Raw genomic sequence first — 25,866 nt, forward strand, 5'->3', positions numbered from 1 at the left:
GGCGGCGCTCACAGGCCACCTTCCGACCTCAGGCGAGGGGTAGGGCGACATGATTGGTTTCGCAAGATCGATTTGGGTCGTTTCGGCGCTGGTGGCATCGGCCATGGCGCTGTCGACATGTGCAACGCTTAACGAAGACGAGTGCCTGTCGGCTGATTGGTATCAGCTTGGGCAGGGCGACGGTGCCGCCGGTCAGCCGTCAAACTATGTCGAGCTGCACCGGGAGGCCTGCGCCAAACATGGCATACCGGTAAACGACACGCTCTGGTTTCAGGGCTGGCAGATTGGCATCCGAACCTATTGCACGCCGCAGAACGGTCTTCTGGTCGGCCGCGACGGCAACAGCTACAAGAATTCCTGCCCGGCCGACCTCGCGCCAGCGTTCCTCAATGCATATCAGGTCGGCAAGCGTGTGTTCGATGCCCGCAAGGAGCTTAATGAGGCGCGCTCCAAGCTGGAGAAGGCGCTGGACGACCTTGCCGATGCCAAGGAAGACGACAGGCAGCGGCTGACCATCGAGGCCGAGACGCTGCGTACGCAAGTATTTGGCGCCGAGATCAGGGTGCAAAGCGCAGAGGCCAATTACGACCGCTATCTGGCCGATTTCTCGCGCGGATACTGAGGTCGGCATGTGTGGCCGCTACGCCCTGATTGGCACGCCGGAGGAGGTGAAGGCATTCTTCAACCTGCTCGACATCGCGAAGTTTCCGCCACGCTACAACATCGCCCCGACGCAGCCGGTCACCACCATAATTGCCGGCCCGCCGCGCGAGCCGGGCTCCAACCTGCCTGATCACATTGAGCTGCTGGTTCGCTGGGGATTCATCCCCGGCTGGGCAAAAAACCCGAAGGATCTGCCGTTATTGATCAACGCGCGCTCCGAAACGGCGGCGGAGAAAAACACCTTCCGCGCCGCCATGCGGCACCGGCGTGCGCTCATTCCCGCGTCGGGGTTTTATGAATGGAAGCGCCAGGGCGGCAAGCCGGTGCAGGCTTACTGGATCAAGCCGCGCCATGGCGGCCTGGTGGCTTTTGGCGGCCTTGTGGAGACGTATAGCGAACCGGGCGGTTCCGAGATCGACACCGGAGCCATTTTGACCACCGGTGCTAACGAGGCAATCGGCCACATCCATCATCGTATGCCGGTGGTGATCCAGCCGCAGGATTTCTCGCGCTGGCTGGACTGCGTCAATAACGAGCCGCGCGACGTTGCCGACCTGATGCAGCCGGTTCAGCCGGACTTTTTCGAGGCGATCCCCGTCTCGGACAAGGTCAACAAGTTTTCCAACACCGGCCCTGAAATTCAGGAGCGGGTGGAGCCGAAGTCCGAACCTGCATCGGCAAAAAAGGAAGATCGCGACGCCGGGCAGCTTGACCTGTTCTAAGGTAGGTTCAGACAGGCAGATTGGCTGAAGGCCGAACGGCCACGTCGCGCTCGGCGTCGCATAGACGTCGGTCTGCGACTGCCTGACCGCCTAAACGGCCGACCGCTTGCCCTGCGGCCGGAACATCAGCGCGGCGATGATCGCCGCCGGACCGATCGATCCGTAATGGCGCGAGAGGCTTGCCGCGCGGGCTCGCACGCGTTGCTGTTCGTGGCGGGAAAGGCTCATTTTCTTTTTCCTGGGTCGGGGCATCAGAATTGCCACTCCGTAAGGTCCCGATTGAGACGAAATCGTGACGGTTTCGTCTGGCACGGAAACTATTTTGCCGGCCGGGAGTTATGAAAAGGTGACCGCAGTCGAAGCGGTGCAACTTTGCAACATCGCGCCGTAGCTATCGTGGTGAAGAACTTCCGTCTTGACGCAATGCCGGCCTGACGCGATAAGGCGGCCCATGAAAACGTCGTTCGTCATTACCGGCATCTGCATTATCGGCTAGCGCATCGCTGGTCCGGACGTTTTCGCCCTCTCCGACAGACACGAAAACCGCCCTGGCCAGCCGGCCGGCATCGTCCAGCCTATCGGGCATGCCAGAAAGAGGGAAAGACTTCGTGGCTCAAGGTTCGCCAGAACTCACGCTCTACAACACGCTGACACGGTCGAAGGAGGCGTTTGCCCCCATCGATCCGGAAAATGTGCGCATGTATGTCTGCGGGCCGACGGTCTACGACTTCGCCCATATCGGCAACGCGCGGCCGGTGATCGTGTTCGACGTGCTTTACCGGCTGCTGCGCCATGTCTACGGCGCCGACCACGTCACCTATGTCCGCAACATCACGGACGTCGATGACAAGATCAACGCGCGCGCCCTGCGCGACTATCCGGGCCTGCCGCTCAATGAGGCGATCCGCAAGGTCACCGAAAAGACCGCCAATCAGTTTCACGAGGATGTGGCTGCCCTCGGCTGCCTGCAGCCGACGGTAGAGCCGCGCGCAACGGAGTTCGTGCTCGCGCGGAAGGATGGGAAACCGGACATGGTTTCCATGATTCAGTCTCTCATCGACCGCGGCCATGCCTATGAGGCAAAAGGCGAATCGGGCCGCGAGATCCTGTTCGACACCACCTCGATGACCGATTACGGCCAGCTGTCGAAGCGCAATCTCGACGAGCAGCAGGCCGGCGCGCGCATCGCGGTCGAGGCGCACAAGAAGCACCCGGCCGACTTCGTTTTGTGGAAGGAATCGTCGGCAGACGAACCTGGCTGGGAAGCCTCTTTCCGTGTCGAGGGGGCCGAGGTCGCCATTCGCGGCCGGCCGGGTTGGCACATCGAGTGCTCGGCAATGTCCGCTGCCTATCTCGGCGAGGTGTTCGACATCCATGGCGGCGGGCTGGACCTGATCTTCCCGCACCATGAAAACGAAATCGCCCAGTCGCGCTGCGCCCATGGCAGCCGGGTGATGGCGAATGTCTGGATGCACAACGGCTTCCTGCAGGTCGAAGGCCGCAAGATGTCGAAGTCGGAAGGCAACTTCGTCACCATCCACGAATTGCTGCACACGGAAAAATTCGGCGGCCGCAAATGGCCCGGCGAAGTGCTTCGGCTTGCGATGCTCATGACGCATTACCGCGAGCCGATCGATTTCAGCGTGAAGCGGCTGGAGGAGGCGGAAGCCGTGTTGACGAAGTTTGCGCGCCGATTGGGCGAGGGCGACCAGTCGGAAAATGCCGAGGTCGTCGCGGATGCGTTTTCATGCCTCACGGACGATCTGAATACGCCTGATGCAATCCGGCACATGCACGGCATGTCAGGCGGGGCGCTCAGACTCGCAATGGATGCAATGGGCCTCCGCCCGGTCGTGCATGACGTGTCGGTGGGCGCGGATACAATTGCCGAAATCGTATCGAACCGCCTTGCCCTCATCCGCGAAAAGAACTGGGCCGAGGCCGACAAGATCCGCGACGAGCTCCTCGGGCAGGGCATCCAGCTCAAGGATGGCAAGGATCCCGAGACCGGCGAACGCGTCACCACCTGGGAGGTGGTGCGGTGAGGTATCGCGGCCACTATATCGATACGTTGATCGCTTCCGCGCCGGCCGGCGCTTTGGAGAAACTGGCATGAACAGCAGCAATGCAATCGGAATGGTGGTGAAGGTGCTGGTGCTGGCGCTGGTCGCCTGGCTTCTGCCGGTGCTGGCGCTGGTCTACATCCTGTTCGGCATCATCGACATTGGCCGCCACAAGAACATCAACGGCGAATTGCTGAAGAGCTATTTCCTCGGCAACGGCGTGCTCACATGGCTGCTCACGCCCTTCAACCTGTTCACCGACCTGATCAGCGGCCGCAATCCGGTGATGTGGCGCCCCGAGGATTTTTCGGGCGAGCACCGCAAGGAGATCGAGGACCTGCTCAAAGCCTTTGACGACAACAAGGAGACCATCATCTCCGAAATCGGCAAGCAGATGGAAGGCAAGAAGCGCGGCATGGTCTTCTTCAAATGGTACGACAAGCCGGGCGACCAGAGCATTGCCGACTTCAACCGTGAGTGGAAATACATCAAGACCATCGGCGTCTCGGTGTTCAACGCCAAGGAGGCGACGCGGCTGCATTACGGGCCGGTGCGTGTCACCGTTCGGCTGCTCTACAATCTCAATCCGCGCAAGAGCGACGACATCTTCCTCGAGGTCGATGGCAAGAAATATTTCTGGCACGACGACCCGCTGATCATCTTCGATGACACGGTGAATCATCGCTCGATTAACGGCGAGGACTGGCCGCGTTTCGTGGCCTTTGTCGACGTGCTGCGCCCGTCGCGCTTCACCGCGCTCCAGAACACGATGGTGGCGATCGTTGCCGCGTTTCAGAAGGTCAACGGCATCTTCTACACCAACTGGACCCAGATGAAGCTGAAGGGCGGCAAGCCCGGGGCCGCCGCCGGAGGATAGTGCGATGATCGATCATGCGGGCATCAATGTTGCCGACTGGCAGACGTCGAAAACGTTCTATGATGCGGCTTTCGCCGCTATCGGGGCCGGATTGCTGATGACGGTGCCGAAACAGTTCACCGGCGGCGCGAATGTCGGCGGCTATGGCCGCTCGAAACCGGATTTCTGGCTGCATGAGGGCGGTGAGCCCGGACCCGGACGCCACTACGCGTTCCGGGTCGGCAGCCGCGCCGAGGTGGATGCCTTCTACAAGGCAGCGCTGGCAGCCGGCGGCCGCGATAACGGGGCGCCGGGCCCGCGTCCGCACTATCACGAACATTATTACGGGGCCTTCGTGCTCGACCCCGACGGCAACAATGTCGAAGCGGTCTGCCACGAACCGGAACAGGGTGGGGAACGATGAGCCTGGACAACAAACCCGTCTATGCCGGTGGCTGCCAGTGCGGCGCCGTGCGTTTTCGTGTCGAAGGCAAGCTGGCCAACGTATCCGTGTGCCATTGCCGCATGTGCCAGAAGGCGTTCGGCAGCTTTTATGCGCCTCTCGCTACAGCGCCTGAGGGCGGGCTCAGCTGGACGCGCGGCGAGCCGAAGCGCTTCCGTTCGTCGAACCACGTATTGCGCGGCTTTTGCGCGGAATGCGGCACGCCGCTCACCTTCGAGGCGCCGGACGGCGTGGCGCTCGCCATCGGCGCCTTCGATCATCCGCAGGAGGTGATGCCCACGAAGCAGTGGGGCGTGGAAGGCAAGCTGCCTTATGCCGACGACATCCCGTCGCTGCCCCACAGGGAAACGATGGACGATGTCGGCGAGGCCTCATACCTGAGAAGCCTGGAGAATTTCCAGCACCCCGATCACGACACCGACTGCTGGCCGGAGGCGAAGCAATGAGCGTCACCGGCGGCTGTCAGTGCGGTGCGGTGCGCTACCGTGTCGAGGGTGAGCTGGCAAATCCGCATTTGTGCCACTGCCGCATGTGTCAGAAGGCGGCGGGCAACTATTTCATGCCGCTCGGCGGCGCCGAGCGCGAAAAGATCGCCGTCACCCGTGGCGAGCCAGGCTGGTTCCATTCGTCCGACATCGTGCGCCGCGGCTTCTGCGCCAAATGCGGCACGCCGATGTTTTTCGATCCCGTCGACAGCGACCGCCTGCTGGTCACGCTGGGCAGCCTGGACGATCCCTCCCGCTACAAGCCGGTGTCGGAGGACTCGGTCGAATCCCGTGTCACTTTCATCGCCGAATGGACCGGTACGCGCCAGAAGGTGACCGAAGACGATTTTCCCGAAAACGAACTGGCTGTAATTCGCAGCAGCAACCGTCAGCACCCCGATCACGACACCGACACCTGGCCGGAGGCAAAGCGATGAGCGTCACCGGCGGCTGCCAGTGCGGCGCGGTTCGTTACCGGGCGGAGAGCCTCGGGCGCGCCTCGATCTGCCATTGCCGCATGTGCCAGAAGGCATTCGGCTCGTTTTTCGGGCCGCTGGTCGCGGCCAGGGGGCTCGTGTGGACGCGCGGTGAACCCGCGCGATTTGCGAGCTCCAACAAGGTGGAGCGCGGCTTCTGCGCCGGTTGCGGCACTCCGCTGACCTATGATTACGGCGGCGACGCCGTCGAGGTAGCGATCGGAACCCTGGACGAGCCCGGGCGCGCGGCACCGGTCATCCAGCTTAATCCGGCGGACAAGCTGCCATTTTACGACACGCTGCACGCCTTGCCCTGGCGCGAGGCCAATCCGTCGTCTGAAGCCTTCCTCTCATCGGTGGCAAGCAACCAGCATCCCGACCATGACACGAACCGCTGGCCGCCGGAGGCATTGAAGTGAGCGAGCTGCGAAACCTCTATCCCGAGATAGAGCCGTTCGAGACCGGCATGCTGGACGTTGGCGACGGGCACATGGTCTATTGGGAGCGGGTGGGGACCAAGGGCGCCAAGCCGGCGGTGTTTCTCCATGGCGGCCCGGGCGGCGGCATTTCGGCGGCGCATCGCCGCCTGTTCGATCCGGCGCGTTACGACGTGGTGCTGTTTGATCAGCGCGGTTGCGGCAGGTCGACGCCGCATGCGGAGCTTGAGGCCAACACAACCTGGCATCTCGTCGCTGACATCGAGCGCCTGCGCGAAAAACTCGGCTTCGGCAAATGGCTGGTGTTCGGCGGCTCATGGGGTTCCACGCTGGCGCTTGCATATGCGGAAACGCACCCTGAGCGGGTCAGCGAACTCGTGCTGCGCGGTGTCTACACGCTCACCAAGGCAGAGCTCGACTGGTACTATCAGCGCGGCGTGTCGGAAATGTTTCCCGACAAGTGGGAACGCTTTCTCGCGCCGATCCCGCAAACCGAGCGCGGCGACCTGATGACCGCCTATCGCAAGCGGCTGACTTCGGATGACCGCGCAACCCGGATTGAGGCCGCCAGGGCGTGGAGCCTCTGGGAAGGCGAGACGATCACGCTTCTGCCCGATCCGGCGATGACCGAGCAGCACGGCGGTGACGAGTTCGCGCTCGCTTTTGCGCGCATCGAAAACCACTTTTTCGTCCATGCCGGCTGGCTGGAAGAGGGGCAGCTCATTCGCGATGCCCACAAACTCGCCGGCATTCCCGGAACAATCGTGCATGGCCGCTACGACATGCCGTGTCCGGCGCGTTACGCCTGGGAGCTGGCGAAAGCCTGGCCCGACGCGACGCTCCATCTTGTCGAAGGCGCCGGTCACGCCTTTTCGGAACCCGGCATCCTGCATCACCTGGTCGAGGCAACCGACCGGTTCGGGGGGATGCGATGAACACGCAGCGCCTTTCGCTTCCCCTTGAGGGGAGGATGGCCGCGAAGCGGCCGGACGTTTCCGCAAAAACCTTCTCGGGCCCTTCGGGCCGTCTCCCCCAAGGGGGAGAAAGGACTGAGTAATGAAAGAACGCATCTACCTCTTCGACACCACCTTGCGCGATGGCCAGCAGACCCCGGGCATCGACTTTTCGGTCGAGGACAAGATCGTCATTGCCCAGATGCTGGATGAGTTCGGTCTCGATTATGTCGAGGGCGGGTATCCGGGTGCGAACCCGACCGACACGCAGTTTTTTGACAAGAAGCGGACGAAAAAGGCGTCCTTCGTCGCCTTCGGCATGACCAAGCGTGCCGGCGTTTCGGTATCGAACGACCCGGGTGTCGCAGCGCTGATCCAGTCGAAATCGGATGCCGTATGTTACGTGGCCAAGGCGTGGGACTATCACGTCCGTGTCGCGCTCGGCTGCACCAATGAGGAGAATCTGGAATCGATTGGCCAGTCGGTGGAAGCCTCCAACGCCGCGGGCAAGGAGACGATGGTCGATTGCGAACATTTCTTCGACGGTTACAAGGCAAATCCGGACTATGCGCTGGCCTGCGCCAGGGCGGCATATGATGCCGGTGCGCGCTGGGTGGTGCTGTGCGACACCAATGGCGGCACGCAGCCATACGAGGTGCGCGAGATCGTCGGCAAGGTCATCGCAGCGGGCATCCCCGGCGACAGGCTGGGCATCCACGCCCATGACGACACCGGTCAGGCGGTCGCCAACAGCCTTGCGGCAATCGAAGCCGGCGTGCGCCAGGTGCAGGGCACGCTGAACGGCATTGGCGAGCGTTGCGGCAATGCCAATCTCATCACCATCGTTCCGACGCTGATGCTGAAACCGGCCTATTCCGACCGCTTCGAGACCGGTATTCCGGAGGAAGCGCTGGGCAACGTCACGAGGCTCTCGCGGGCTTTTGACGAACTGCTCAACCGTGCGCCCGAAACGCAGGCGCCCTATGTCGGCGCGTCGGCCTTTGCCACCAAGGCGGGCATCCATGCCTCGGCTCTGCTCAAGGAGCCGGAAACCTACGAGCATGTGCCGCCGGAAACGGTGGGCAACTTCCGCCGCGTCATGGTGTCCGACCAGGGCGGCAAATCGAACTTCATCGCCGAGCTGAAGCGCCGCGGCATCGCGGTTGCCAAGGACGATCCGCGCCTCGACACGCTGGTGTCGCTGGTCAAGGAGCGCGAGGCGCAGGGTTATGCCTATGAAGGGGCCGATGCCAGCTTCGATCTTCTGGCGCGCCGCACGCTGGGCAAGGTGGAGAAATTCTTCGAGGTGGAATCTTTCCGTGTGATGGTCGAACGCCGCCACAATGCGCTGGGCGATCGCGTCACCGTCACTGAGGCGGTGGTGAAAGTCACCGTCGATGGCGAAACCCGCATGTCGGTGGCCGAAAGCGGGCATGGCCCGGTCAATGCGCTCGACATTGCGCTGCGCAAGGATCTCGGCCGCTATCAGGACGAAATCGCCGATATGGAGCTGGTCGATTTCAAGGTGCGTATCCTCAATGGCGGAACCGAGGCGATCACCAGGGTGCTGATCGAATCGCACGATGCCACCGGCGCGCGCTGGTGGACGGTGGGTGTATCCGACAACATCATCGACGCTTCGTTTCAGGCGCTGATGGACGCGATCAACTTCAAGCTGGTGAAAAACCGCGACGGCAACGTGATCGCAGCGGAGTAGGCCTCGACTGCACCGGTTGCCGGCGTCGATCCGGCCTGATCATCAAACAAAATCGATGATTGGATCACCATTATGCGCTGGTCTGACCGGTGCTGGTGTCTTACCTGACCTTCCTGACTGGAGACGTTAATGCAGGAAAGGTCCGCGCCACCGGAGGCAGCGCCCGCGGCTTCGGCGGCTGCTCAGCCGAGCCAGAGCCAGGCGACGCGCGGTTTCTTTTTCGCGCTGTCGGCCTACGGCCTGTGGGGGTTCCTGCCGCTTTACATGAAGGCGGTGGCGCATGTTCCCGCACTCGAGGTTCTTGCGCACCGTGTCCTGTGGTCGGTGCCTCTCGCCGGCATCGTGCTTTTCGTTCTGGGCCGAACTGCGGACATAAAGGCGGCGCTGCGTTCGCCGCGCACGATGCTGATGGCGGCGGTGACAGCCGGCACCATTTCGATCAACTGGGGCCTCTATGTGTGGGCGATCGCGGCCGACAGGGCCGTGGAAACCGCTCTCGGCTACTACATCAACCCGCTTGTTACCGTGGCGCTCGGCGCCGTCCTGCTGGGTGAGAAGCTCACGCGCCTGCAAATCGTTGCGGTCGCGCTAGCCGCGGTTGCGGTGGCGATCCTCACCGTCAGCGCAGGAGGTTTGCCCTGGATTTCGCTGGTGCTGGCGTTTTCGTTTGCTGCCTATGGCTATCTGCGCAAGACGCTGCCCATCGGGCCGAGCCAGGGGTTTTTCCTTGAAGTGCTGATCCTGCTGCCTATCGCACTCGGCTGGATCGTTTGGCTGACGGCGTCCGGGGAAGGGCATTTCAGCCTGTCCGCGCCGACCGACTTCTGGCTGCTGATGTTTGCCGGGCCCGCAACCGCCGTGCCACTTATCCTCTATGCGTTCGGCGCCAAGCTGCTGCGCATATCGACGATCGGCATCATGCAGTATCTGGCGCCGACCATGATCGCGGTGATTGCCGTCTTTGTCTTTGGCGAACCGTTCGGCGTCGAACGTATTGTCGCCTTCGCGCTCATCTGGATCGCGCTTGCGCTGTACACCTGGTCGATGCTGCGCGTTCAGTCGAACAGGAGAAGCTAGCCGTGTACGAACTTGTGATGGCCAACAAGAACTATTCCTCCTGGTCGCTCAGGCCCTGGGTATTGATGCGTGCAAAAGGAATTGCGTTTACCGAACGTCTGATCCCGTTTCCGGGCGGCGACAGCTACGAAACCTATCGGCCGCACACGCCCTCGGGGCGCGTGCCGTGCCTGATCGACGGCGGCAAGCCGGTCTGGGACTCGCTGGCGATCGTGGAATATCTTGCCGAGCGGCATCCCGGTGTGTGGCCGGAAGACGCGGATGCGCGCGCCTGGGCGCGCTGCGCCAGCGCCGAAATGCACTCCTCCTTCGAGACCTTGCGCAATGTCTGCCCGATGAATTGCGGCGTGCGTGTCAGGCTTGGCGAACGCCCGCCGATGCTGGAACGCGATCTTGCCCGCATCGCCGAGCTCTGGAACGAGGGGCTGACCCGTTTCGGCGGGCCGTATCTCGGCGGTGCGGAATTCACCGCCGTTGACGCGTTTTTTGCGCCGGTGGTCTTCCGCGCGCAGAGTTTCGGTCTGGTGTTTGGCGGGCAGGCGGACGCCTATGGCCACCATATGCTGGCTCTGCCTGCGATGCAGGAATGGTATCGGGCTGCCCTTCAGGAACCCTGGCGTGAGCCGGGCCATGAGGCCGAAATCACGCAATTCGGCGAAATCACCGCTGACGAGCGCACCGGCTGAAGCATTAGAGTTTCGAAATCACCGCCTCGTCCGCGCCGTTCGAGCCGGCTTCCGATGCCGCAGCCAGGATTGCCGGCACGATGTCGGCTGCTTGCTCGACCACGATCGGGCGAATGAGGTGGCCGCTGTGCAGGAAGCCTTCCGCACTCATGTGATCGAGAAGCGCCAGCAGCGGGTCCCAGAACCCATCGATATTGGCCAGAACGATCGGTTTCTTGTGGCGCCCGAGCTGCGCCCAGGTCATGATTTCGATGACCTCTTCGAGTGTGCCGATGCCGCCCGGCATTGCCACGAATGAGTCCGATTTCTCGTACATCGTGTGTTTGCGGGTGTGCATGTCTTCGGTCACGATGAATTCGTCGAGGTTCGGCGGTTTTACGCCGTCGGCTTCCTTGCGGATCAGGAAGCGCGGAATGATGCCGGTGATCTTGCCCCCGGCCTGCGCCGCGCCTTCGGCGACGGCACCCATGATGCCGCGTGTGCCGGCACCGTAGACGAGGGTGAGGCCGGCTTCGGCAATAGCGCGGCCCAGGGTTTTGGCGGCTTCCGGATATGTGTCCGAGGAGCCGGGCGAGGAGCCGCAATAGACGCAGACGGATTGGATCTTGCTCATGAAATTTCATAGGCCTGACGGCCTTTGCCGGGTCAAGGCGCGGCCGGCCTTTTTCTTGTTAGCCCCCTGAAAACACGCTAAAGCTGGGAAAATTCGGGAAGGAAATTCGGATATGGTCGCCAACTGGGTCAAGGTTGTCTGGATACTGATCGGCGGCACTGTCGCGGCTGCGGGCGCAGCCTATGTCGGCGGCGTTTTCGACAGCCCGGCGCCGGGCAGCGCTCCGGTCGAGGCAGCGGTTCAGCAAAAGCCCGCCGGCCAGACCGGTTCGGCAACGGAGGCAGCCGAAAGCGGGGCTGCCGATGCCGCGGGTGCGCCGCAAGGTTCCGAGGACCAGAAGGTCGCTTCTTTGCCAGCGAGCGATGGAGCTGCGGATGCATCGACCGGCGCCGAAGAGCCCACTTCTGCCGCCGGCGAGGAGGCCCCTGCGCCGGATGTCAAGGTGCCGGCATTCGATCTTGTGCGGGTTGAACCCGACGGTTCGGTGGTTATCGCCGGCAGCGCGGCTCCCGGCTCCGTTGTCGAGCTGATCGCTGGCGCGACTGTTATCGGCACGGCGACCACGGGCCAGACGGGCGACTTCGCGGTTGTCCTCGATGAGCCGCTCAAGCCTGGCGACTACACTGTGGTACTGCGTGCAACGAGCGGCGACAACGTTGTCGCGAGTTCGACCCAGACTGCCGTGATCGCCGTTCCGGAATCGCGCAACGGGCAAGTGCTCGCCCTGGTCGAAGAGCCCGGCGAGCCCAGCCGCCTGATCACGGTTCCATCCGCCCCCGCTGCGGAAACGCCTGCCGCCGAAAACGCCGGTGTGGCAGCCGCCGGGGACGAGCCGGCCGAAACGGCCGCGCCGGCAGAGGTTGCCGCGGTTGAAGACGACGGAAAAACGCTGGCAGGCGACCACGAAACGGCTGCCTCCAACAGCACCGAGCCCGCTGCCGCGGAGGCTGCGACCGTCGTTGCCGAAGAACCGATGCCGGATACGGCGGCCGGCGAGAACCAGGTCGCCGCTGCCGCCCCGACGGAAGACAAACCCGTATCAACTGCGCCGCCCGCTCGTGTCGCGGTCGAGGCGGTCGAGATCGAAGGGCGCAAGGTCTTCGTGGCCGGCCGGACGGAAGCCGGCACCACCGTGCGCGTCTATGCAAATGACATTCTGCTTGGTCAGGCCGTTGCATCGGAAGGCGGCCGCTTCCTGATCGAGGCCGAGCGCGAATTGCCTGTCGGCGACTACATCGTGCGCGCCGACATGCTGAAAACCGGCACGGCCGACGTGGTGGCGCGTGCAGCTGTGCCGTTCGAGCGCGAGGCGGGCGAAAAGGTTGCCGCGGTTGCACCGCAGGAAGTGACGGCTGCTGGCGGTGAGGCTGTGCAGCCGGCCGGTTCGGACAATGAGGTGTCGGCTCAGTCTTCCGGCCAGACGGACGGCAATCAAGCCGCGCCTGCACCCACGCAAGTTGCCGCGCTGGAAGGCGGCGGGACCCAAGCAGCGGATGACACGCCATCGGCTGCCGGCGAAGCCGCCAGCGCAAGCGTCGAAAGCAGTTCCGGCGGTGCGCCGGCGGCAGCCACAGGAGACGGGGCCACGGCGCCGAAGCTCGAAAGTGTCGGCGGTGCGGTCATCATTAGGCGCGGCGACACGCTTTGGCGGCTGTCGCGGCGCGTTTATGGCCGTGGCGTGCGTTACACCACGATCTATCTCGCCAACCAGGAACAGATTTCCGACCCGGATCGTATCTGGCCGGGACAGGTGTTCTCCCTGCCTTCCGAAACGGACGAGGGTGAGGCGGCCGACATGTCCGCCGTGGCCGAGCAGATGGCCGATCCCGACAAGTCTCCCGGCGAGGTTGTAACGCGCTAGATACGCCGAATAGCCTGCCGCGGGTTGTATCGAGCCGGTTCATCGTTTATCGTCGATAAACGATGAACCCCACCGAAACCCCAAGCGTTGTTTATCTCGCGGCCCGGCTCAATGCGCTGGCGCATCCGGCCCGGCTGTACATTCTCACTCATCTCGCCCAGCAAGGCTGCTGCGCCTGCTGCAAGGATGTTGTGAGCCAGCTGGACCTGGCGCAATCCACCGTATCGCAGCACCTCAAGATTCTCGTCGATGCCGGGCTCGTCCGGCATAAGCGGCAGGGAACCCGTTCGCTATACGAGGTCGACAGTTCGGCAATCGAGGCGCTTTCGGGTTCGGTGACGCATCTATTGGCAAAATGCAGCACCGGCCCTTGTGCGGCCGGTTGACCCTGCAATTCAGGTAGTTCCGTTGGCAAAAAAGACAGTATCGGCCGAAAGCGGCTCAACATTCCAGACCGTGGCCAATCTGTGGCCCTATATGTGGCCTGCAGACCGGCCTGACCTGAAGCTGAGGGTGGCCTGGGCGGCGGCATTCCTCGTTATCGCAAAGCTCGTGCTCCTGCTGGTGCCCTACACGTTCAAATGGGCGACCGACGCGCTCGACAACCAGCTCACGGCACCGGACTGGGTACCGCCGCTGCTTGTCGCGCCGGTCATGCTGGTGCTGGCATACAACGTCGTGCGCATTGTGCAGCTCGGCTTCAACCAGCTGCGCGATGCGCTGTTTGCCCGTGTCGGGCAGCACGCCGTGCGGCAGCTTTCGCACCGCACTTTCGTCCACATCCACAAACTGTCGTTGCGCTTCCATCTCGAGCGCCGCACGGGCGGTCTTTCGCGTATTATCGAGCGCGGGGTGAAGGGTATCGAAACCATCGTGCGTTTCACCATCCTCAACACCGCGCCCACCATTCTCGAATTCGCGCTGGCAGCGATCATCTTCGCCGTCGCCTACGGCTGGGCCTACGTCGCCATCGTTGCCGTCACCGTTTGGCTTTATGTCTGGTTCACGGTACGTGCGAGCGACTGGCGTATCGTCATTCGCCGGCAGATGAACGACAGCGACACCGATGCCAATACCAAGGCCGTGGATTCGCTGCTCAACTACGAAACCGTCAAATATTTCAACAACGAAGAGATGGAGGCACAGCGCTTCGACCGCTCAATGGCGCGTTACGAAGATGCGGCCACAAAAACCTGGACGTCGCTCGGCTGGCTGAACTTCGGGCAGGGATTGATCCTCGGCGTCGGCATGGCGGCGGCGATGGGTCTGTCGGCCTGGGAAGTCACGCAGGGCACCCAGACGATCGGCGATTTCGTTTTCATCAACGCGATGCTGATCCAGCTCTCCATCCCGCTGAACTTCATCGGTTTTGTGTATCGCGAGATCCGCCAGGGCCTTGCCGACATTGAGCAGATGTTCGACCTGCTGGACGTTCCGCAGGAAGTGGTCGACAAGCCAGACGCCGCGCCTCTTGCCGTCAAAGACGGCGCAATTCGCTTCGACGACGTGCATTTTGCCTATGACGAAAACCGGAGAATATTGAAGGGCATCAGCTTCGAGGTTCGGGCCGGAAAGACCGTCGCCATTGTCGGCCCGTCCGGCGCCGGCAAATCGACCATCTCGCGGCTGCTGTTCCGCTTCTACGATATCCAGTCGGGCACCGTGACCATAGACGGCCAGGATATCCGCGACGTGACCCAGCGCAGCTTGCGCGCCGCAATCGGCATGGTTCCGCAGGATACCGTGCTCTTCAACGACACGATCGCCTACAACATCCGCTACGGGCGTATGGATGCGAGCGAGGAAGAGGTGAGGGAGGCTGCACGCCTGGCCCAGATCGGCGGTTTCATCGAGGCCTTGCCCGACGGCTACAAATCCATGGTCGGCGAGCGCGGGCTCAAGCTTTCGGGCGGCGAAAAGCAGCGTGTGGCGATTGCCCGCACCATCCTCAAGGCCCCGCCCATCCTTATCCTCGACGAGGCCACTTCGGCGCTCGACACCCAGACCGAGCAGGAAATCCAGACGGCGCTCGATCAGGTCAGCCGCGGCCGCACGACGCTGGTTATCGCGCACCGGCTTTCAACCGTTATCGGCGCCGACGAGATCATTGTCCTGAAGGACGGCCGCATCGCCGAACGCGGCACTCACCGCGTACTGCTGGATCAGGACGGACTGTACAAACAGATGTGGGATCGTCAGCGCGAGGCAACGGAAGCCGAGGAGAGATTGCGCATTGCCCGCGAGAGCGACGAAATGGGCGTCATCGTGCGCCGGCGGCCGGACGAAGTGCCAAATTGACGTTGCGCCGGCACGGCGGGTGCGCGTTGCGGCAGGTCCGGCTTTTCGCTATGGAGGCGCAACCTCGTTAAGTGAGTGTTTGCAGCCCCATGAGCGTTATTGAGTCAGTTCGAAACAGCCTGGTTCCGGTTCGCCGCGAGGGCTACCCCTTTATCGCCGCGTTCGCCGGTGCCGCCATCGTGCTTGGTCTCGTCTGGAGCCCGCTGTTCTGGATCGGGCTTATCCTGACCGGCTGGTGCGCGTATTTTTTCCGCGATCCGGAGCGTGTGACGCCCGTCGACGACCGGTTCGTGATCAGCCCCGCGGATGGAATCGTTTCCGCGATCGGGCCGGCGGCGCCGCCGCGCGAACTGGGGCTCGGACCTGCCGAGATGATGCGGGTTTCCGTGTTCATGAATGTATTTTCCTGCCACGTGAACCGCGCCCCGATTCGCGGCAGGATTGCGCGCATCGAGCACCGGCCCGGCAAATTCCTCAATGCCGAACTCGACAAGGCGAGCACCGAGAACGAACGCAACGGGCTGGTTATCGAAAGCCCGAACGGCACGATAGCGGTGGTGCAGGTCGCGGGTCTGGTTGCGCGCCGCATCCTTTGCTGGGTCGACGCCGGCACCAGCATAGGCGTGGGCGACCGCTTTGGGCTCATCCGGTTCGGATCCAGACTTGATGTTTACCTGCCTTCCGATGCGGTTCCGCGCGTCGCCATCGGCCAGACGGCGGTCGCCGGCGAAACGATCATCGCGGAATTCGGCGGCGCGGACGCCAGTCCGCTGGTGCGAATTTCGTGAGGTCGCGCTGACATGCCCAGCAATGAGCCTGAAGGGCCGAAACCGGGATTTGGCGGTCCGCGCATCCGGGAAATCCCGCTGCGGCTGGTGATACCCAACCTTATCACTGTCATGGCGATCTGCGCCGGGCTCACCGGCATCCGGCTGGCGTTCGAAGGCCGCTTCGAGCTTGCAGTGGCGATGGTGCTGTTCGCGGCCGCGCTCGATGCGCTCGACGGGCGCACGGCGCGTATGTTGAAGGCCTCCTCGAAATTCGGCGCGCAAATGGACTCGCTCGCCGACGTCATCAATTTCGGTGTTGCGCCGGCAATGGTGCTTTATCCGTTCCTGCTGCATCAACTGAACTCGCTGGGCTGGATCGCTGCGCTCATCTTCGCGATCGCGTGCGCACTGCGGCTTGCCCGCTTCAATGTCATGGCGGAGGATCCGGACCGGCCCGTCTGGCAGACCGCATATTTTGTCGGCATTCCCGCACCTGCGGGCGCCGTTCTGGTGCTGCTGCCGGTCTATATCGGCTTTCTGGGCGCACCGCTTGACGGCGCCCTTGCACCCGCAGCCGCCGTCTACTGCGTCTTGATAGCGCTCTTGATGGTCAGCCGCATTCGCGTCTGGTCGGGCAAGGCGCCGGGCCAGAGGATCAACCGTGATTCGGTGCCGTTCTTTCTGCTGTGCGCGGTACTGCTGGTCATGCTTTTCGTGGCCTACACCTGGTACACGCTCACCGCGGTTGTCGTAGCGTATCTGGTGTTCCTGCCATTCAGCGCGCTGGCCTACCGCAGGCGCGAGGCGGCCGAGAACGCGGAATAGCCGCGCTCAGGCCGTGTCGGCTTCCATGACGCGGTTAAACAGCGCCGCCGCGGCGCTTCCTTTCTCATCGCCGGATTGCTCGACAAGCTCCGGGATCGTTTTTGCCTCCAGCGCCGCGACCCGCAGCCCTTTGAGCGGGAAGCGCGAATGTGCGCCGGCGGGCGCAAACAGGGTGTGGCGCGATCCACGGACCGACACCGTGACGACATTGGCGCCGGAGCGGAGTGCGATCCGCGCTACTGCGCGGTAGAGCCGGTAGGGCTTCGTATCTGGCTCGATGCCGTCGGGCAGATAGACGGCAAGGCGCCCGTTGCCCTTGAGGTGCCGCACCAGCCTGCGGCTGACGAAAAAGTGCTCCGGATTGAAGGCGATCGTGCGGGCCATCTCGCGCCAGGGTTCAAGCCAGATCGACCTGGCCGACTGCTCGTCCAGTATGTGCAGCGTATCGTCGGGCAGCAATGACAGCATCAGCGCGGGATCGAGATAGGATTGATGCAGCACCGCGTAAAGCACCGGCGGCTTGCCGCGCAGATTGGCGCCGCCGGAAACGCCGAGGCGGTGCCATATGGCGATCGGAACAAGCAGAAACGCCTGGTGGAACGTGCAGCGCCGCAGGGCGCAGAAGGACAATGCAACCGCCACCCAGACCAGCGCGATGGCGCCAACGACCATCAGTGTTATGGCCATGATCCGCGTCCCCTCGTTTCGATCAGTTCGGCTCTGCGTGGTCGCAATTCGGTTCTGTGCGGTCTGCTTAACCGGCCGGTCCGGACGGCCGCTTCGAAATTGCGGCCTACCAGGTCTGGGATTTGCTGCTGTAGCCCCCCGAACCGGGTGGCGGTCCGGGCTGTTGCAGCGGTGCGGGCACCGGGAACGGGTTGTATCCGGTGCTGCTCGGGGTGCCGCTGGAACGGTATGTCCGCAGCGAAAACTTGCCGAAATTGCATTCCGTCACGCTGCCTGCCGATCCGAAGTCGCCGGGCTTGTCGGAGTAGAACTTGCTTTCCGAACAATCGCCGCTCGCGGTTTGTCCGCCGGGATTGAGGTGAACGCCAGGCAGATCCTTGAATTTCAGCTGGCCATTGCCTTGCCCTTCAGGCGCATAAGTCGGCTGGCCGGCGGAGTTTGTACCGAGGTCCAGCTGGTCCCATGCCAGCGCGGGCAGAGCGTAGGCGCTCAACGCGGCCGCCGCGGCAAGCGCAGTCCATCCGTATCGTTTCGGCATCGTTCGAACCCCCTGGCTCGCAATTGAGCCGAAGATAATGGTGCAAGCGAAAGCGGGCAAGATTGTGAGGCCTATTCCGGCATCCGGTATTCAACGAAGCGGCCTTTCGGCACGTCGTAGATCTGCCCGGTTTCTGTCAGGCCCGGACTTGCGAGATGCAGGATCTTGCCTGCCACTTCGGAGGGGTGCGGCAGTTTCGCTGGGTCTTCGCCCGGCATTGCCTGGGCCCGCATGGCCGTGCGCGTGGCGCCGGGGTTCACGCAATTCACCCTGAGCGGCATATTCTTGGTTTCGTCGGCCCAGGAGCGGCCGAGTGCCTCGACCGCGGCCTTGGACGCCGCATAGGGGCCCCAGAAGGCGCGGGCCGAATGCGCCGCACCCGACGACATGAGGATCGCCCGTCCGGCGTCTGAGGCGCGCAGCAGCGGATCGACCGAACGGATCAGCCGCCAGGTCGAGGTGACGTTGACGGTCATTACCTTCTCGAACACCTTGGCTTCGACATGGCCGACCGGGGCGATCACGCCGAGCACGCCTGCATTGGCAAACAGGATATCCAGCTTGCCCCAGCGTTCGTGAATGGAACCACCGAGCCTGTCGAGCCCGGCCATGTCGGCGATGTCCAGCGGCACCAGCGTCGCACCGCCGCCGCCCTGAGCCTTGATTTCGTCGTCGAGCTCTTCAAGCCCGCCGACCGTGCGTGCAACCGCGATCACGTGCGCGCCTGCCGCCGCCAGACCTTTGGCGATGAAATAGCCGATGCCGCGCGACGCGCCGGTGACAAGGGCGATGCGGCCGGAAAGATCGGGTGTTGTGGTCAAAGGTCGGCTCCTGAGGCGGGCGCGGAACGGGCAAAATCGGGACTGCGTGCAACTAGCCGAATTTTCCCTGCGGTGGAACCCGCCACGCATTGAGGTCCTGGCCCGTCATCTCCATATTGGCAGAGCGGGACGGCCCGTATTTTTCCGAACATTGATGGGGACGGCCTCATCGTCGTCAATCTGGAGGCAGAAATGGCTTGGTTCGCTCTATTCGGGGCAGGTCTGTTCGAGGTCGGTTGGGCCATAGGACTGAAATATTCGGAAGGGTTCACGCGGCTGTGGCCGAGCGTCTGGACCGTCGCGTCGATGTCTATCAGCATGGTTCTGCTGGCCATAGCGCTGAAGTCGCTGCCGCTGGGCACCGCCTATGCGATCTGGACCGGCATCGGCACCGTCGGCACGGTCATCCTGGGAATCCTGCTCTTTTCCGAATCTGCCGACATCATGCGCGTCGTCTGCATCATGCTGATCGTGGCCGGTATAGTCGGGCTGAAACTCGTTACGCCCTGACGGCTCTACTGGCCGCCACTGGCAAGCCAGGAGAGCGTGCGCACATTGTCCGCACCCTCGTGATCGGCAAGCCGGGTCGGATATTCGCCGGAAAAACAGGCGTCGCAGAATTGCGGCGCCTCGTTGTTGCGGGCAGCCATGCCGACCGCGCGGTAGAGGCCGTCGAGCGACAGGAAGCCGAGCGAATCGACGCGAATGAACTCAGCCATCTCCTCGACAGACATGCGCGAGGCCAGCAGCTTCGCCTTTTCCGGCGTATCCACGCCGTAGAAGCAGGAGGCGCGTGTCGGCGGCGAGGCGATGCGCATGTGCACTTCCTTCGCGCCGGCGTCGCGCACCATCTGCACGATCTTCTGGCTGGTCGTTCCGCGCACGATCGAATCGTCGACCAGAACCACGCGCTTGCCCTCGATCGAGCGCCGATTGGCGTTGTGTTTCAGCTTCACGCCCATATGCCGGATCGCGTCACCCGGCTGGATGAAGGTACGCCCGACATAATGGTTGCGGATGATGCCGAGTTCGAAGGGAAGACCCGATTCCTGGCTGTAGCCGATCGCCGCCGGGGTGCCCGAGTCCGGCACCGGGACGACGACATCGGCGTCCACCGGCTTGTCACGCGCCAGCTGAGCGCCGATATCCTTGCGCACGGCGTAGACATTGCGGCCTTCGACCTGCGAATCCGGCCGGGCGAAATAAACATATTCGAAGATGCAGAAGCGCTGTTCCGCCTTCTCGAACGGGTAATGGCTTTCGATCCCGGTTTTCGTCACCACGATCATTTCGCCGGGCTCGACATCGCGCACGAAGCGGGCGCCGATAATGTCGAGCGCGCAGGTTTCGGAGGCGAGTATCCATGCACCGTCGAGATCGCCTAGCACCAGCGGCCGGATGCCGAGCGGATCGCGGCAGCCGATCATCTTTTTTGCTGACAGCGCCACCAGCGAGAAAGCACCCTCGAGCTGCCGCACCGCTTCGATGAAGCGCGCATTGGTGTCGCGTTCCTTGCTGGTCGCGATCAGGTGCAGGATCGTTTCGGTGTCCGACGTGGACGAGAATATGGCGCCGTCCTTCTGCAGGCGGCGTTGAACGGTGAGGGCGTTGGTGATGTTGCCGTTGTGGGCGACGGCGATGCCGCCGTCGGCAAGCTCGGCAAACAGCGGCTGCACATTGCGCAGCCCCGAACCGCCGGTCGTGGCGTAGCGGGTGTGGCCGATGGCGCGGTTGCCTGCCAGCCGGTCGATGACCGACTGCTTGGTGAACGTATCGCCGATCAGCCCGACATGGCGTTCGACATGAAACTGGTTGCCGTCATAAGAAACGATGCCTGCCGCTTCCTGGCCGCGATGCTGCAGTGAATGCAGGCCAAGCGTGGTGATCGCCGCCGCATCCTGCCGGCCGAATATGCCGAACACGCCGCATTCGTCGTGGAAATGGTCGTCGGCCTCCGCCTTGGCGAAGTCATTCATGCGGTCGACACTCATCGCCTGTTGCGCCTTGTATTGTTTCGCGCGCAACCATTCGCGCGCTATTGGTCCGCGCCGCTGCTCTGGTTCGGCGCGTCCGGGTTGATGTCTTTCAGCCGGTTGAGGATCGAATCCTCCGGATCGTCGGGCAGAATGCCCTGCAGCCAGGTCCCGATGCCTTCAAGCAGCGGGCGCGATTTCGCTTCCGTTACCCAGCCGGGCGGGTTGGAACCCACCAGCCAGCCGAAGAAGAGCAGCGCCACGGCCAGCACCAGCAGACCGCGCGCAGCGCCGTAAAGGAAGCCCAGCGTGCGGTCGAGTGCACCGATTTTGGAATCGATGATGAAATCTGCGACCTTCATGGTGATCACCGTCACCACGATCAGCGCGATGAAGAAGATGATCGCAGCCGACACTGCAAGTGCGACCGTCGGATGGTCGATATAGGGCTGCACATAAGGCAGGATGGCCGGATAGAAGAAATAGGAGGCGGCAGCGGCCGCGACCCATGATGCGATCGACAGGACCTCGCGCGAGAAGCCGCGAACCATCGCCAGCATGGCCGAGACCAGCGTGAATGCAATGACGATACCGTCAAGCAGCGTGATTGGCATTAAAGCGCTACTCCTGTTGCTGAATCCCTGCGCGCCGCTACTTCGTGCCGGCGGCGATGCGCGCCACCAGTTCCGAAAGCGCCTCAGGCTGGAAGGAACCGGTTGCCAGTGAAGCTGGAAGCTCTTCCGAAAGGATGGGCATTACGGCTTTGCCAAACCCCAATTTCTCGGCCTCCTTAAGGCGTTGCGGCGCGTGAGCTACGGCCCGCACGGCGCCCGACAGGCTGATTTCGCCGAAATAGACGCAATCTGCTGGCAGGGCAAGACCGGTGAGCGAGGAAACGAGTGCGGCAGCGACCGCCAGATCGGCGGCGGGTTCGGCAATGCGATAACCCCCTGCGACATTGAGATAGACGTCGTGCTGCGAAAACTTCACGCCGCAATGGGCCTCCAGTACCGCGAGCACCATCGAGAGGCGGGCCGAATCCCAGCCGACGACCGCGCGGCGGGGCGTGCCGAGCGGCGAGGGGGCGACCAGCGCCTGGATTTCGGCCAGTACGGGGCGTGTACCTTCCATTCCCGCGAAAACCGCAGCCCCCGGCGCTTTTTCCGACCTTTCGCCGAGGAAAAGCTCCGACGGATTGGGCACTTCCCGCAGGCCCTTGTCGCCCATCTCGAAGACGCCGATCTCGTCGGTCGGTCCGAAGCGGTTCTTCACCGTTCTCAGGATGCGGTAATGGTGATTTCCCTCGCCCTCGAAATAGAGCACGGCGTCCACCATGTGCTCCACCACGCGCGGCCCGGCGATCTGGCCGTCCTTGGTCACATGACCGACCAGCACGACCGCACAGCCTGTGGATTTCGCAAAACGGATCATCGCCTGGGCGGCGGCCCGAACCTGGGTGACCGTTCCGGGCGCCGACTCGGCGAGGTCTGTCCACAGCGTCTGGATGGAATCGAGGATCAGAAGATCGGGCCGCGGGCCGTCGGAAATCGTCGCAAGAATGTCCTCGACATTGGTTTCGGCGGCAAGTTCGACCGGCGAACTGGCGGCGCCCAGCCGCTGCGCCCTCAGCCTGATTTGCGCCACCGCTTCTTCGCCTGAGACGTAGATGATGCGGTTGCCCCTGTTGGCGAGTGCAGCCGCCGCCTGCGTCAGCAGCGTGGATTTGCCGATGCCGGGGTCGCCGCCAACGAGCAGCGCCGAGCCGCGCACGAAGCCGCCGCCGGTCGCCCGGTCGAGTTCGCTGATGCCGGTCGCAATGCGCGGCGCGTCCTCGATCTCGCCTGAAAGTGTGGTCAGCGCCACGGCGCGGCCTTTGCGGGCCGATTTCTGGCTCTGCGGGCCGGAGCCGATGCCGCCGGCAGTACCTTCCTCCACCAGCGTGTTCCATGCCCCGCACGAATCGCACTTGCCGGCCCAGCGCGCATGCACCGTTCCGCAATTCTGGCAGATGAACTGGATTCGGGATTTGGCCATCAGCCGCCGCTTCCTCCAACATAAACCCGCTCGTAGCGGCGCCCCAGCCCGGTCAGGAGTTCGTAGCCGATCGTGCCGGCGGCTTCCGCAACCTCGTCCAGCGGAATGTTCGCCCCGAAAAGCTCGATCCGGTCGCCGGGCACGATGTTCTTTGTGCAATCCGTGATGTCGAATGCCGTCAGGTCCATGGAGACGCGCCCGACGACAGGCACGCGCTTGCCGGCGAGGAAGCCGCATGCGCCCTGTGCTGCCACCCCGCGCAGCGGCACGCCTGCGCCCGAAGCCGAGCGGTGATAGCCGTCTGCGTAGCCGGTGGCGGCGATGGCCACCACGGTGTCGCGTTCGAGCTTCGCGGCGGCGCCATACCCGACGACACCGCCCGCCGGCACACGCCGAACCTGCAGAATGTGTGCCTCCGCCGTTACGACCGGCAGCATCGGGTTATCGCCCGCATTCACCGCGCGCCCGCCATAGAGCGCAATGCCGGCACGGGTGAGGGTGCAGCGAAAATCGCCGCCGATCATGATGCCTGCGGAGTTTGCCAGGCTTGAATCGATCCCTTCGAAAAGGGCCTCAACACGCTGAAAAGACTCAATCTGTTGCCGGTTCAGCGGGTGCCCGGGATCGTCGGCGCAGGCAAGGTGGCTCATGACGAGCGTCAGCGGTATCGCCGCATCGCCTGTATTCTCGGCCGCAAAGGCCGCGGCTTCGCTTTCGCTCACGCCGAGCCGGTTCATGCCGGTGTCGACATGAAGCGCAGCCGGCCCGCCTGCCGCCCGCCGCCAGAGCGTTATGTCCTCGGCAGTGTTGAGAACCGGGATCAGCCCGGCCCCCGCGATGATGCCCGCGGCTTTTTCGTTCATCGGCCCCGAAAGAACGAATACACGGGCGCCGGGAGCCGCTGTCCGGACCGCCAGGCCTTCGGCTGGATAAGCAACGAAGAAGGTGCGGCAGCCGGCGCTCCAGAGTGCCGGCACCGCATGGGCGATACCCAGGCCATAGGCGTCGGCTTTCACGACCGCGGCCGTTTCAGCCGGGGCGGAACGGGCGGCAAGGGCGCGGTAGTTCGCCGCCAGGGCGCCAAGGTCGATCGTCAGGCGGGCGCCCGCGATGCTGCCATGCACCGCCGGACCGGCGGCTGCCAGGTCTGTCTGCACGTCGCTACTCGAAACGTTCTGGCATATGCGAATCTTCCGCCAGATCGAAGAAGCGTGTGTATTCGCCCTGGAAGCCCACAGAGACCGTTCCCGTGGGTCCGTGGCGCTGCTTGGCCACGATCACTTCGGCCTTGCCACGCGCCTCGTTCATTTCGGTTTCCCACTTGATGTACTCTTCCGAACCCGGCTTCGGTTCGCGGTTCTTGAGGTAGTATTCCTCGCGATAGACGAACATCACCACGTCGGCGTCCTGCTCGATCGAGCCGGATTCACGAAGGTCGGACAGCTGCGGCCGCTTGTCGTCGCGGCTTTCCACCTGACGCGACAGCTGCGACAGCGCGATGATCGGCACGCTGAGTTCCTTGGCCAGCGCCTTGAGGCCGGTGGTGATCTCGGTGATCTCCTGCACGCGGTTCTGCGAAGCGCGTGCGCTGGTGCCGGTCATCAACTGCACATAGTCGATGATCAGCACGTCGAGCCCGCGCTGCCGTTTCAGCCGTCTGGCGCGCGCCGCCAGCTGTGCGATCGAGATGCCGCCGGTCTGGTCGATAAACAGCGGAATGCGCTGCATCGTCTGCGCGCAGGCGACCAGCTTCTCGAAGTCCGGTTCGGTGATCTCGCCGCGCCTGATCTTGGAGGAGGGGATTTCCGTCTGCTCCGAGATGATACGGGTAGCCAGCTGCTCCGACGACATTTCGAGCGAGAAGAAGCCGACCACGCCGCCATTGGTCGCGGCGTAGGAGCCGTCGGCCTGCTGCGCCGGCTCATAAGCCGCGGCAACGTTGAAGGCGATGTTGGTGGCCAGCGATGTCTTGCCCATGCCCGGACGCCCGGCAAGGATGATCAGGTCGGAGGACTGCAGGCCGCCCATGCGGCGGTCGAGGTCGCGAAAACCGGTTGCGGTGCCCGACAGATGCCCATCGCGCATATAGGCGGCGTTCGCCATGTCGATCGCGGTCTTCACGGCATCGGTGAAGCTTTCGAAGCCGCCGTCGTAACGTCCCGTCTCGGCCAGCTCGAACAGCCGCCGTTCCGCGTCTTCGATCTGCTCCTGCGGCGGCATGTCGACCGGGGCGTCATAGGCGATGTTGACCATGTCCTCGCCCACGGTGATGAGGGCGCGGCGGGTGGCCAGGTCATAAATCGCGCGGCCATAATCGGCGGCGTTGATCACGGTGACCGCGTTGGCTGCAAGCCGCGCCAGATACTGCGACACGGTCATCTCGCCGATCTTCTCGTCCGCCGGCAGGAAGGTCTTCAGCGTCACCGGGTTGGCGATCTTGCCCATGCGGATGAGTTCGCCTGCGACCTCGAAGATCTTGCGGTGGATCGGCTCGTGAAAATGCGACGCTTTCAGAAAGTCCGAGACGCGGTAGAACGCATCATTGTTGACCAGAATGGCGCCCAGTAGCGCCTGTTCGGCCTCCACATTGTTCGGTGCCTCGCGGTAAAGCGGCGTTTCCGCCGCGCCGAGTTTACGGACTGCGTCTGCCATTCAAATGTCCAGTTTGTTGTCCGGCCGTAGTGAGGAACGTGTACCGGCCTTGCCCGACAGCCGTGTTAACCCGCCATTAACTGCGGCGAACAGGACCGCCGGGAAACATTCATCGTTTCGCCCCGCGATTCACAGCTCTCCACAGTTGCCTCGGCCAATGCCGCGACCCCGGGTTGACCCGAATCGCTGCTTCAGC

28 protein-coding genes are annotated in these 25,866 nt (G+C 63.3%); 18 read left to right on the forward strand and 10 right to left on the reverse strand.

All coding sequences use genetic code 11. From position 1 onward, the window contains the following. Positions 1-49: 49 nt before the first annotated feature. Both EP165_RS15940 and EP165_RS15945 read left to right on the forward strand, forming a co-directional pair. Entirely contained in the window at positions 50-622 is a 573-nt protein-coding gene (locus tag EP165_RS15940; protein ID WP_127523838.1) for a DUF2799 domain-containing protein, read from the forward strand. 7 nt (positions 623-629) lie between these two features. After that, on the forward strand, positions 630-1,385 hold the full coding sequence (locus EP165_RS15945) for an SOS response-associated peptidase (protein ID WP_127524021.1): 756 nt from the start codon (positions 630-632) through the stop codon (positions 1,383-1,385). A gap of 90 nt (positions 1,386-1,475) precedes the next feature. Here EP165_RS15945 and EP165_RS15950 read toward each other — a convergent pair whose 3' ends face one another. Next, positions 1,476-1,613: a transcriptional regulator gene (locus tag EP165_RS15950; RefSeq protein ID WP_127523839.1), complete on the reverse strand. Its 138-nt coding sequence runs from the start codon at positions 1,611-1,613 to the stop codon at positions 1,476-1,478. A 356-nt stretch (positions 1,614-1,969) separates the two neighbouring features. Between EP165_RS15950 and cysS the strand changes: the two genes are divergently transcribed. The 10 genes from cysS (at position 1,970) to EP165_RS16000 (ending at position 10,598) form a co-directional block, all read left to right on the forward strand. After that, complete coding sequence (cysS, locus tag EP165_RS15955; RefSeq protein WP_127523840.1) at positions 1,970-3,430, forward strand: cysteine--tRNA ligase; 1,461 nt, start codon at positions 1,970-1,972, stop codon at positions 3,428-3,430. Positions 3,431-3,497: 67 nt separating this feature from the next. Next, a complete protein-coding gene (locus EP165_RS15960; protein WP_206075931.1) occupies positions 3,498-4,325 on the forward strand; it encodes an aspartyl/asparaginyl beta-hydroxylase domain-containing protein in 828 nt (275 codons plus the stop codon). Positions 4,326-4,329: 4 nt separating this feature from the next. Continuing rightward, the gene (locus EP165_RS15965; protein ID WP_127523841.1) at positions 4,330-4,728 is read left to right on the forward strand and encodes a VOC family protein; all 399 of its coding nucleotides are present in this window, start codon (positions 4,330-4,332) and stop codon (positions 4,726-4,728) included. After that, positions 4,725-5,213 (forward strand): GFA family protein, encoded by a 489-nt coding sequence (locus EP165_RS15970; RefSeq protein ID WP_127523842.1) that lies wholly within the window; start codon positions 4,725-4,727, stop codon positions 5,211-5,213. Before EP165_RS15965 ends, EP165_RS15970 begins: the two co-directional genes overlap by 4 nt. Then, the gene (locus EP165_RS15975; RefSeq protein ID WP_127523843.1) at positions 5,210-5,689 is read left to right on the forward strand and encodes a GFA family protein; all 480 of its coding nucleotides are present in this window, start codon (positions 5,210-5,212) and stop codon (positions 5,687-5,689) included. Before EP165_RS15970 ends, EP165_RS15975 begins: the two co-directional genes overlap by 4 nt. Further along, a complete protein-coding gene (locus EP165_RS15980) occupies positions 5,686-6,147 on the forward strand; it encodes a GFA family protein (RefSeq protein WP_127523844.1) in 462 nt (153 codons plus the stop codon). Before EP165_RS15975 ends, EP165_RS15980 begins: the two co-directional genes overlap by 4 nt. Further along, a complete protein-coding gene (gene pip, locus EP165_RS15985) occupies positions 6,144-7,100 on the forward strand; it encodes a prolyl aminopeptidase (protein ID WP_127523845.1) in 957 nt (318 codons plus the stop codon). Before EP165_RS15980 ends, pip begins: the two co-directional genes overlap by 4 nt. A gap of 121 nt (positions 7,101-7,221) precedes the next feature. Further along, entirely contained in the window at positions 7,222-8,835 is a 1,614-nt protein-coding gene (gene cimA, locus EP165_RS15990; RefSeq protein ID WP_127523846.1) for a citramalate synthase, read from the forward strand. A 129-nt stretch (positions 8,836-8,964) separates the two neighbouring features. Continuing rightward, entirely contained in the window at positions 8,965-9,912 is a 948-nt protein-coding gene (gene rarD, locus EP165_RS15995) for an EamA family transporter RarD (protein ID WP_127523847.1), read from the forward strand. Positions 9,913-9,914: 2 nt separating this feature from the next. After that, positions 9,915-10,598 carry a glutathione S-transferase family protein gene (locus EP165_RS16000; RefSeq protein WP_127523848.1) on the forward strand — a complete coding sequence of 228 codons (684 nt, stop codon included), beginning with the start codon at positions 9,915-9,917 and terminating at the stop codon, positions 10,596-10,598. A 4-nt stretch (positions 10,599-10,602) separates the two neighbouring features. On the opposite strand, the gene EP165_RS16005 is transcribed toward EP165_RS16000, so the two are convergent. Next, on the reverse strand, positions 10,603-11,211 hold the full coding sequence (locus EP165_RS16005) for an LOG family protein (RefSeq protein ID WP_127523849.1): 609 nt from the start codon (positions 11,209-11,211) through the stop codon (positions 10,603-10,605). A 112-nt stretch (positions 11,212-11,323) separates the two neighbouring features. On the opposite strand from EP165_RS16005, the gene EP165_RS16010 reads away from it, so the two are divergent. From EP165_RS16010 to pssA, 5 genes are all read left to right on the forward strand, one after another. Beyond that, positions 11,324-13,072 carry a LysM peptidoglycan-binding domain-containing protein gene (locus EP165_RS16010; RefSeq protein WP_127523850.1) on the forward strand — a complete coding sequence of 583 codons (1,749 nt, stop codon included), beginning with the start codon at positions 11,324-11,326 and terminating at the stop codon, positions 13,070-13,072. 62 nt (positions 13,073-13,134) lie between these two features. Next, on the forward strand, positions 13,135-13,458 hold the full coding sequence (locus EP165_RS16015; RefSeq protein ID WP_127523851.1) for an ArsR/SmtB family transcription factor: 324 nt from the start codon (positions 13,135-13,137) through the stop codon (positions 13,456-13,458). A gap of 22 nt (positions 13,459-13,480) precedes the next feature. Next, the gene (locus EP165_RS16020; protein WP_127523852.1) at positions 13,481-15,370 is read left to right on the forward strand and encodes an ABCB family ABC transporter ATP-binding protein/permease; all 1,890 of its coding nucleotides are present in this window, start codon (positions 13,481-13,483) and stop codon (positions 15,368-15,370) included. Between the two features lie 89 nt (positions 15,371-15,459). Beyond that, entirely contained in the window at positions 15,460-16,158 is a 699-nt protein-coding gene (locus EP165_RS16025; RefSeq protein WP_127523853.1) for a phosphatidylserine decarboxylase, read from the forward strand. Between the two features lie 12 nt (positions 16,159-16,170). Continuing rightward, positions 16,171-16,965, forward strand: coding sequence for a CDP-diacylglycerol--serine O-phosphatidyltransferase (gene pssA, locus EP165_RS16030; RefSeq protein WP_127523854.1), 795 nt, complete (start codon positions 16,171-16,173; stop codon positions 16,963-16,965). Between the two features lie 6 nt (positions 16,966-16,971). Here pssA and EP165_RS16035 read toward each other — a convergent pair whose 3' ends face one another. The 3 genes from EP165_RS16035 to EP165_RS16045 all read right to left on the reverse strand — a co-directional run bounded on the left by EP165_RS16035 (position 16,972) and on the right by EP165_RS16045 (position 19,011). Next, entirely contained in the window at positions 16,972-17,652 is a 681-nt protein-coding gene (locus EP165_RS16035) for a 1-acyl-sn-glycerol-3-phosphate acyltransferase (protein ID WP_127523855.1), read from the reverse strand. A gap of 106 nt (positions 17,653-17,758) precedes the next feature. Continuing rightward, positions 17,759-18,190 (reverse strand): hypothetical protein, encoded by a 432-nt coding sequence (locus EP165_RS16040; protein ID WP_127523856.1) that lies wholly within the window; start codon positions 18,188-18,190, stop codon positions 17,759-17,761. A 71-nt stretch (positions 18,191-18,261) separates the two neighbouring features. Continuing rightward, positions 18,262-19,011 carry an SDR family NAD(P)-dependent oxidoreductase gene (locus EP165_RS16045; protein ID WP_245440181.1) on the reverse strand — a complete coding sequence of 250 codons (750 nt, stop codon included), beginning with the start codon at positions 19,009-19,011 and terminating at the stop codon, positions 18,262-18,264. Positions 19,012-19,203: 192 nt separating this feature from the next. Between EP165_RS16045 and sugE the strand changes: the two genes are divergently transcribed. Then, complete coding sequence (sugE, locus tag EP165_RS16050) at positions 19,204-19,521, forward strand: quaternary ammonium compound efflux SMR transporter SugE (RefSeq protein WP_127523858.1); 318 nt, start codon at positions 19,204-19,206, stop codon at positions 19,519-19,521. A 5-nt stretch (positions 19,522-19,526) separates the two neighbouring features. Here the strand turns inward: sugE and purF are convergent, their stop codons facing one another. Genes purF through EP165_RS16075 form a run of 5 tightly spaced genes read right to left on the reverse strand, consistent with a single transcriptional unit; the run spans position 19,527 to position 25,670 of the window. Beyond that, positions 19,527-21,002, reverse strand: coding sequence for an amidophosphoribosyltransferase (purF, locus tag EP165_RS16055; RefSeq protein ID WP_164743069.1), 1,476 nt, complete (start codon positions 21,000-21,002; stop codon positions 19,527-19,529). Between the two features lie 44 nt (positions 21,003-21,046). Continuing rightward, positions 21,047-21,598 carry a CvpA family protein gene (locus EP165_RS16060; protein WP_127523859.1) on the reverse strand — a complete coding sequence of 184 codons (552 nt, stop codon included), beginning with the start codon at positions 21,596-21,598 and terminating at the stop codon, positions 21,047-21,049. A gap of 37 nt (positions 21,599-21,635) precedes the next feature. Then, a complete protein-coding gene (gene radA / locus EP165_RS16065) occupies positions 21,636-23,018 on the reverse strand; it encodes a DNA repair protein RadA (protein ID WP_127523860.1) in 1,383 nt (460 codons plus the stop codon). Further along, positions 23,018-24,175: an alanine racemase gene (gene alr / locus EP165_RS16070; protein WP_245440182.1), complete on the reverse strand. Its 1,158-nt coding sequence runs from the start codon at positions 24,173-24,175 to the stop codon at positions 23,018-23,020. The genes radA and alr overlap by 1 nt, the downstream gene beginning before the upstream one ends. Before the next feature lie 4 nt (positions 24,176-24,179). Further along, positions 24,180-25,670, reverse strand: coding sequence for a replicative DNA helicase (locus EP165_RS16075; RefSeq protein WP_127523861.1), 1,491 nt, complete (start codon positions 25,668-25,670; stop codon positions 24,180-24,182). Between the last annotated feature and the right edge of the window lie 196 nt (positions 25,671-25,866).

It is taken from the genome of Mesorhizobium sp. Z1-4 (assembly GCF_004000235.1).
Taxonomy (GTDB): Bacteria; Pseudomonadota; Alphaproteobacteria; order Rhizobiales; family Rhizobiaceae; genus RCIO01.

Coding starts and splice junctions, on each gene's coding strand:
- EP165_RS15940 (WP_127523838.1), top strand. CDS start 50: ATGATTGGTTTCGCAAGATCGATTTGGGTCGTTTCGGCGCTGGTGGCA.
- EP165_RS15945 (WP_127524021.1), top strand. CDS start 630: ATGTGTGGCCGCTACGCCCTGATTGGCACGCCGGAGGAGGTGAAGGCA.
- EP165_RS15950 (WP_127523839.1), bottom strand. CDS start 1,613: ATGAGCCTTTCCCGCCACGAACAGCAACGCGTGCGAGCCCGCGCGGCA.
- cysS (WP_127523840.1), top strand. CDS start 1,970: ATGCCAGAAAGAGGGAAAGACTTCGTGGCTCAAGGTTCGCCAGAACTC.
- EP165_RS15960 (WP_206075931.1), top strand. CDS start 3,498: ATGAACAGCAGCAATGCAATCGGAATGGTGGTGAAGGTGCTGGTGCTG.
- EP165_RS15965 (WP_127523841.1), top strand. CDS start 4,330: ATGATCGATCATGCGGGCATCAATGTTGCCGACTGGCAGACGTCGAAA.
- EP165_RS15970 (WP_127523842.1), top strand. CDS start 4,725: ATGAGCCTGGACAACAAACCCGTCTATGCCGGTGGCTGCCAGTGCGGC.
- EP165_RS15975 (WP_127523843.1), top strand. CDS start 5,210: ATGAGCGTCACCGGCGGCTGTCAGTGCGGTGCGGTGCGCTACCGTGTC.
- EP165_RS15980 (WP_127523844.1), top strand. CDS start 5,686: ATGAGCGTCACCGGCGGCTGCCAGTGCGGCGCGGTTCGTTACCGGGCG.
- cimA (WP_127523846.1), top strand. CDS start 7,222: ATGAAAGAACGCATCTACCTCTTCGACACCACCTTGCGCGATGGCCAG.
- rarD (WP_127523847.1), top strand. CDS start 8,965: ATGCAGGAAAGGTCCGCGCCACCGGAGGCAGCGCCCGCGGCTTCGGCG.
- EP165_RS16005 (WP_127523849.1), bottom strand. CDS start 11,211: ATGAGCAAGATCCAATCCGTCTGCGTCTATTGCGGCTCCTCGCCCGGC.
- EP165_RS16010 (WP_127523850.1), top strand. CDS start 11,324: ATGGTCGCCAACTGGGTCAAGGTTGTCTGGATACTGATCGGCGGCACT.
- EP165_RS16015 (WP_127523851.1), top strand. CDS start 13,135: ATGAACCCCACCGAAACCCCAAGCGTTGTTTATCTCGCGGCCCGGCTC.
- EP165_RS16025 (WP_127523853.1), top strand. CDS start 15,460: ATGAGCGTTATTGAGTCAGTTCGAAACAGCCTGGTTCCGGTTCGCCGC.
- pssA (WP_127523854.1), top strand. CDS start 16,171: ATGCCCAGCAATGAGCCTGAAGGGCCGAAACCGGGATTTGGCGGTCCG.
- EP165_RS16035 (WP_127523855.1), bottom strand. CDS start 17,652: ATGGCCATAACACTGATGGTCGTTGGCGCCATCGCGCTGGTCTGGGTG.
- EP165_RS16040 (WP_127523856.1), bottom strand. CDS start 18,190: ATGCCGAAACGATACGGATGGACTGCGCTTGCCGCGGCGGCCGCGTTG.
- sugE (WP_127523858.1), top strand. CDS start 19,204: ATGGCTTGGTTCGCTCTATTCGGGGCAGGTCTGTTCGAGGTCGGTTGG.
- purF (WP_164743069.1), bottom strand. CDS start 21,002: ATGAGTGTCGACCGCATGAATGACTTCGCCAAGGCGGAGGCCGACGAC.
- EP165_RS16060 (WP_127523859.1), bottom strand. CDS start 21,598: ATGCCAATCACGCTGCTTGACGGTATCGTCATTGCATTCACGCTGGTC.
- radA (WP_127523860.1), bottom strand. CDS start 23,018: ATGGCCAAATCCCGAATCCAGTTCATCTGCCAGAATTGCGGAACGGTG.
- EP165_RS16075 (WP_127523861.1), bottom strand. CDS start 25,670: ATGGCAGACGCAGTCCGTAAACTCGGCGCGGCGGAAACGCCGCTTTAC.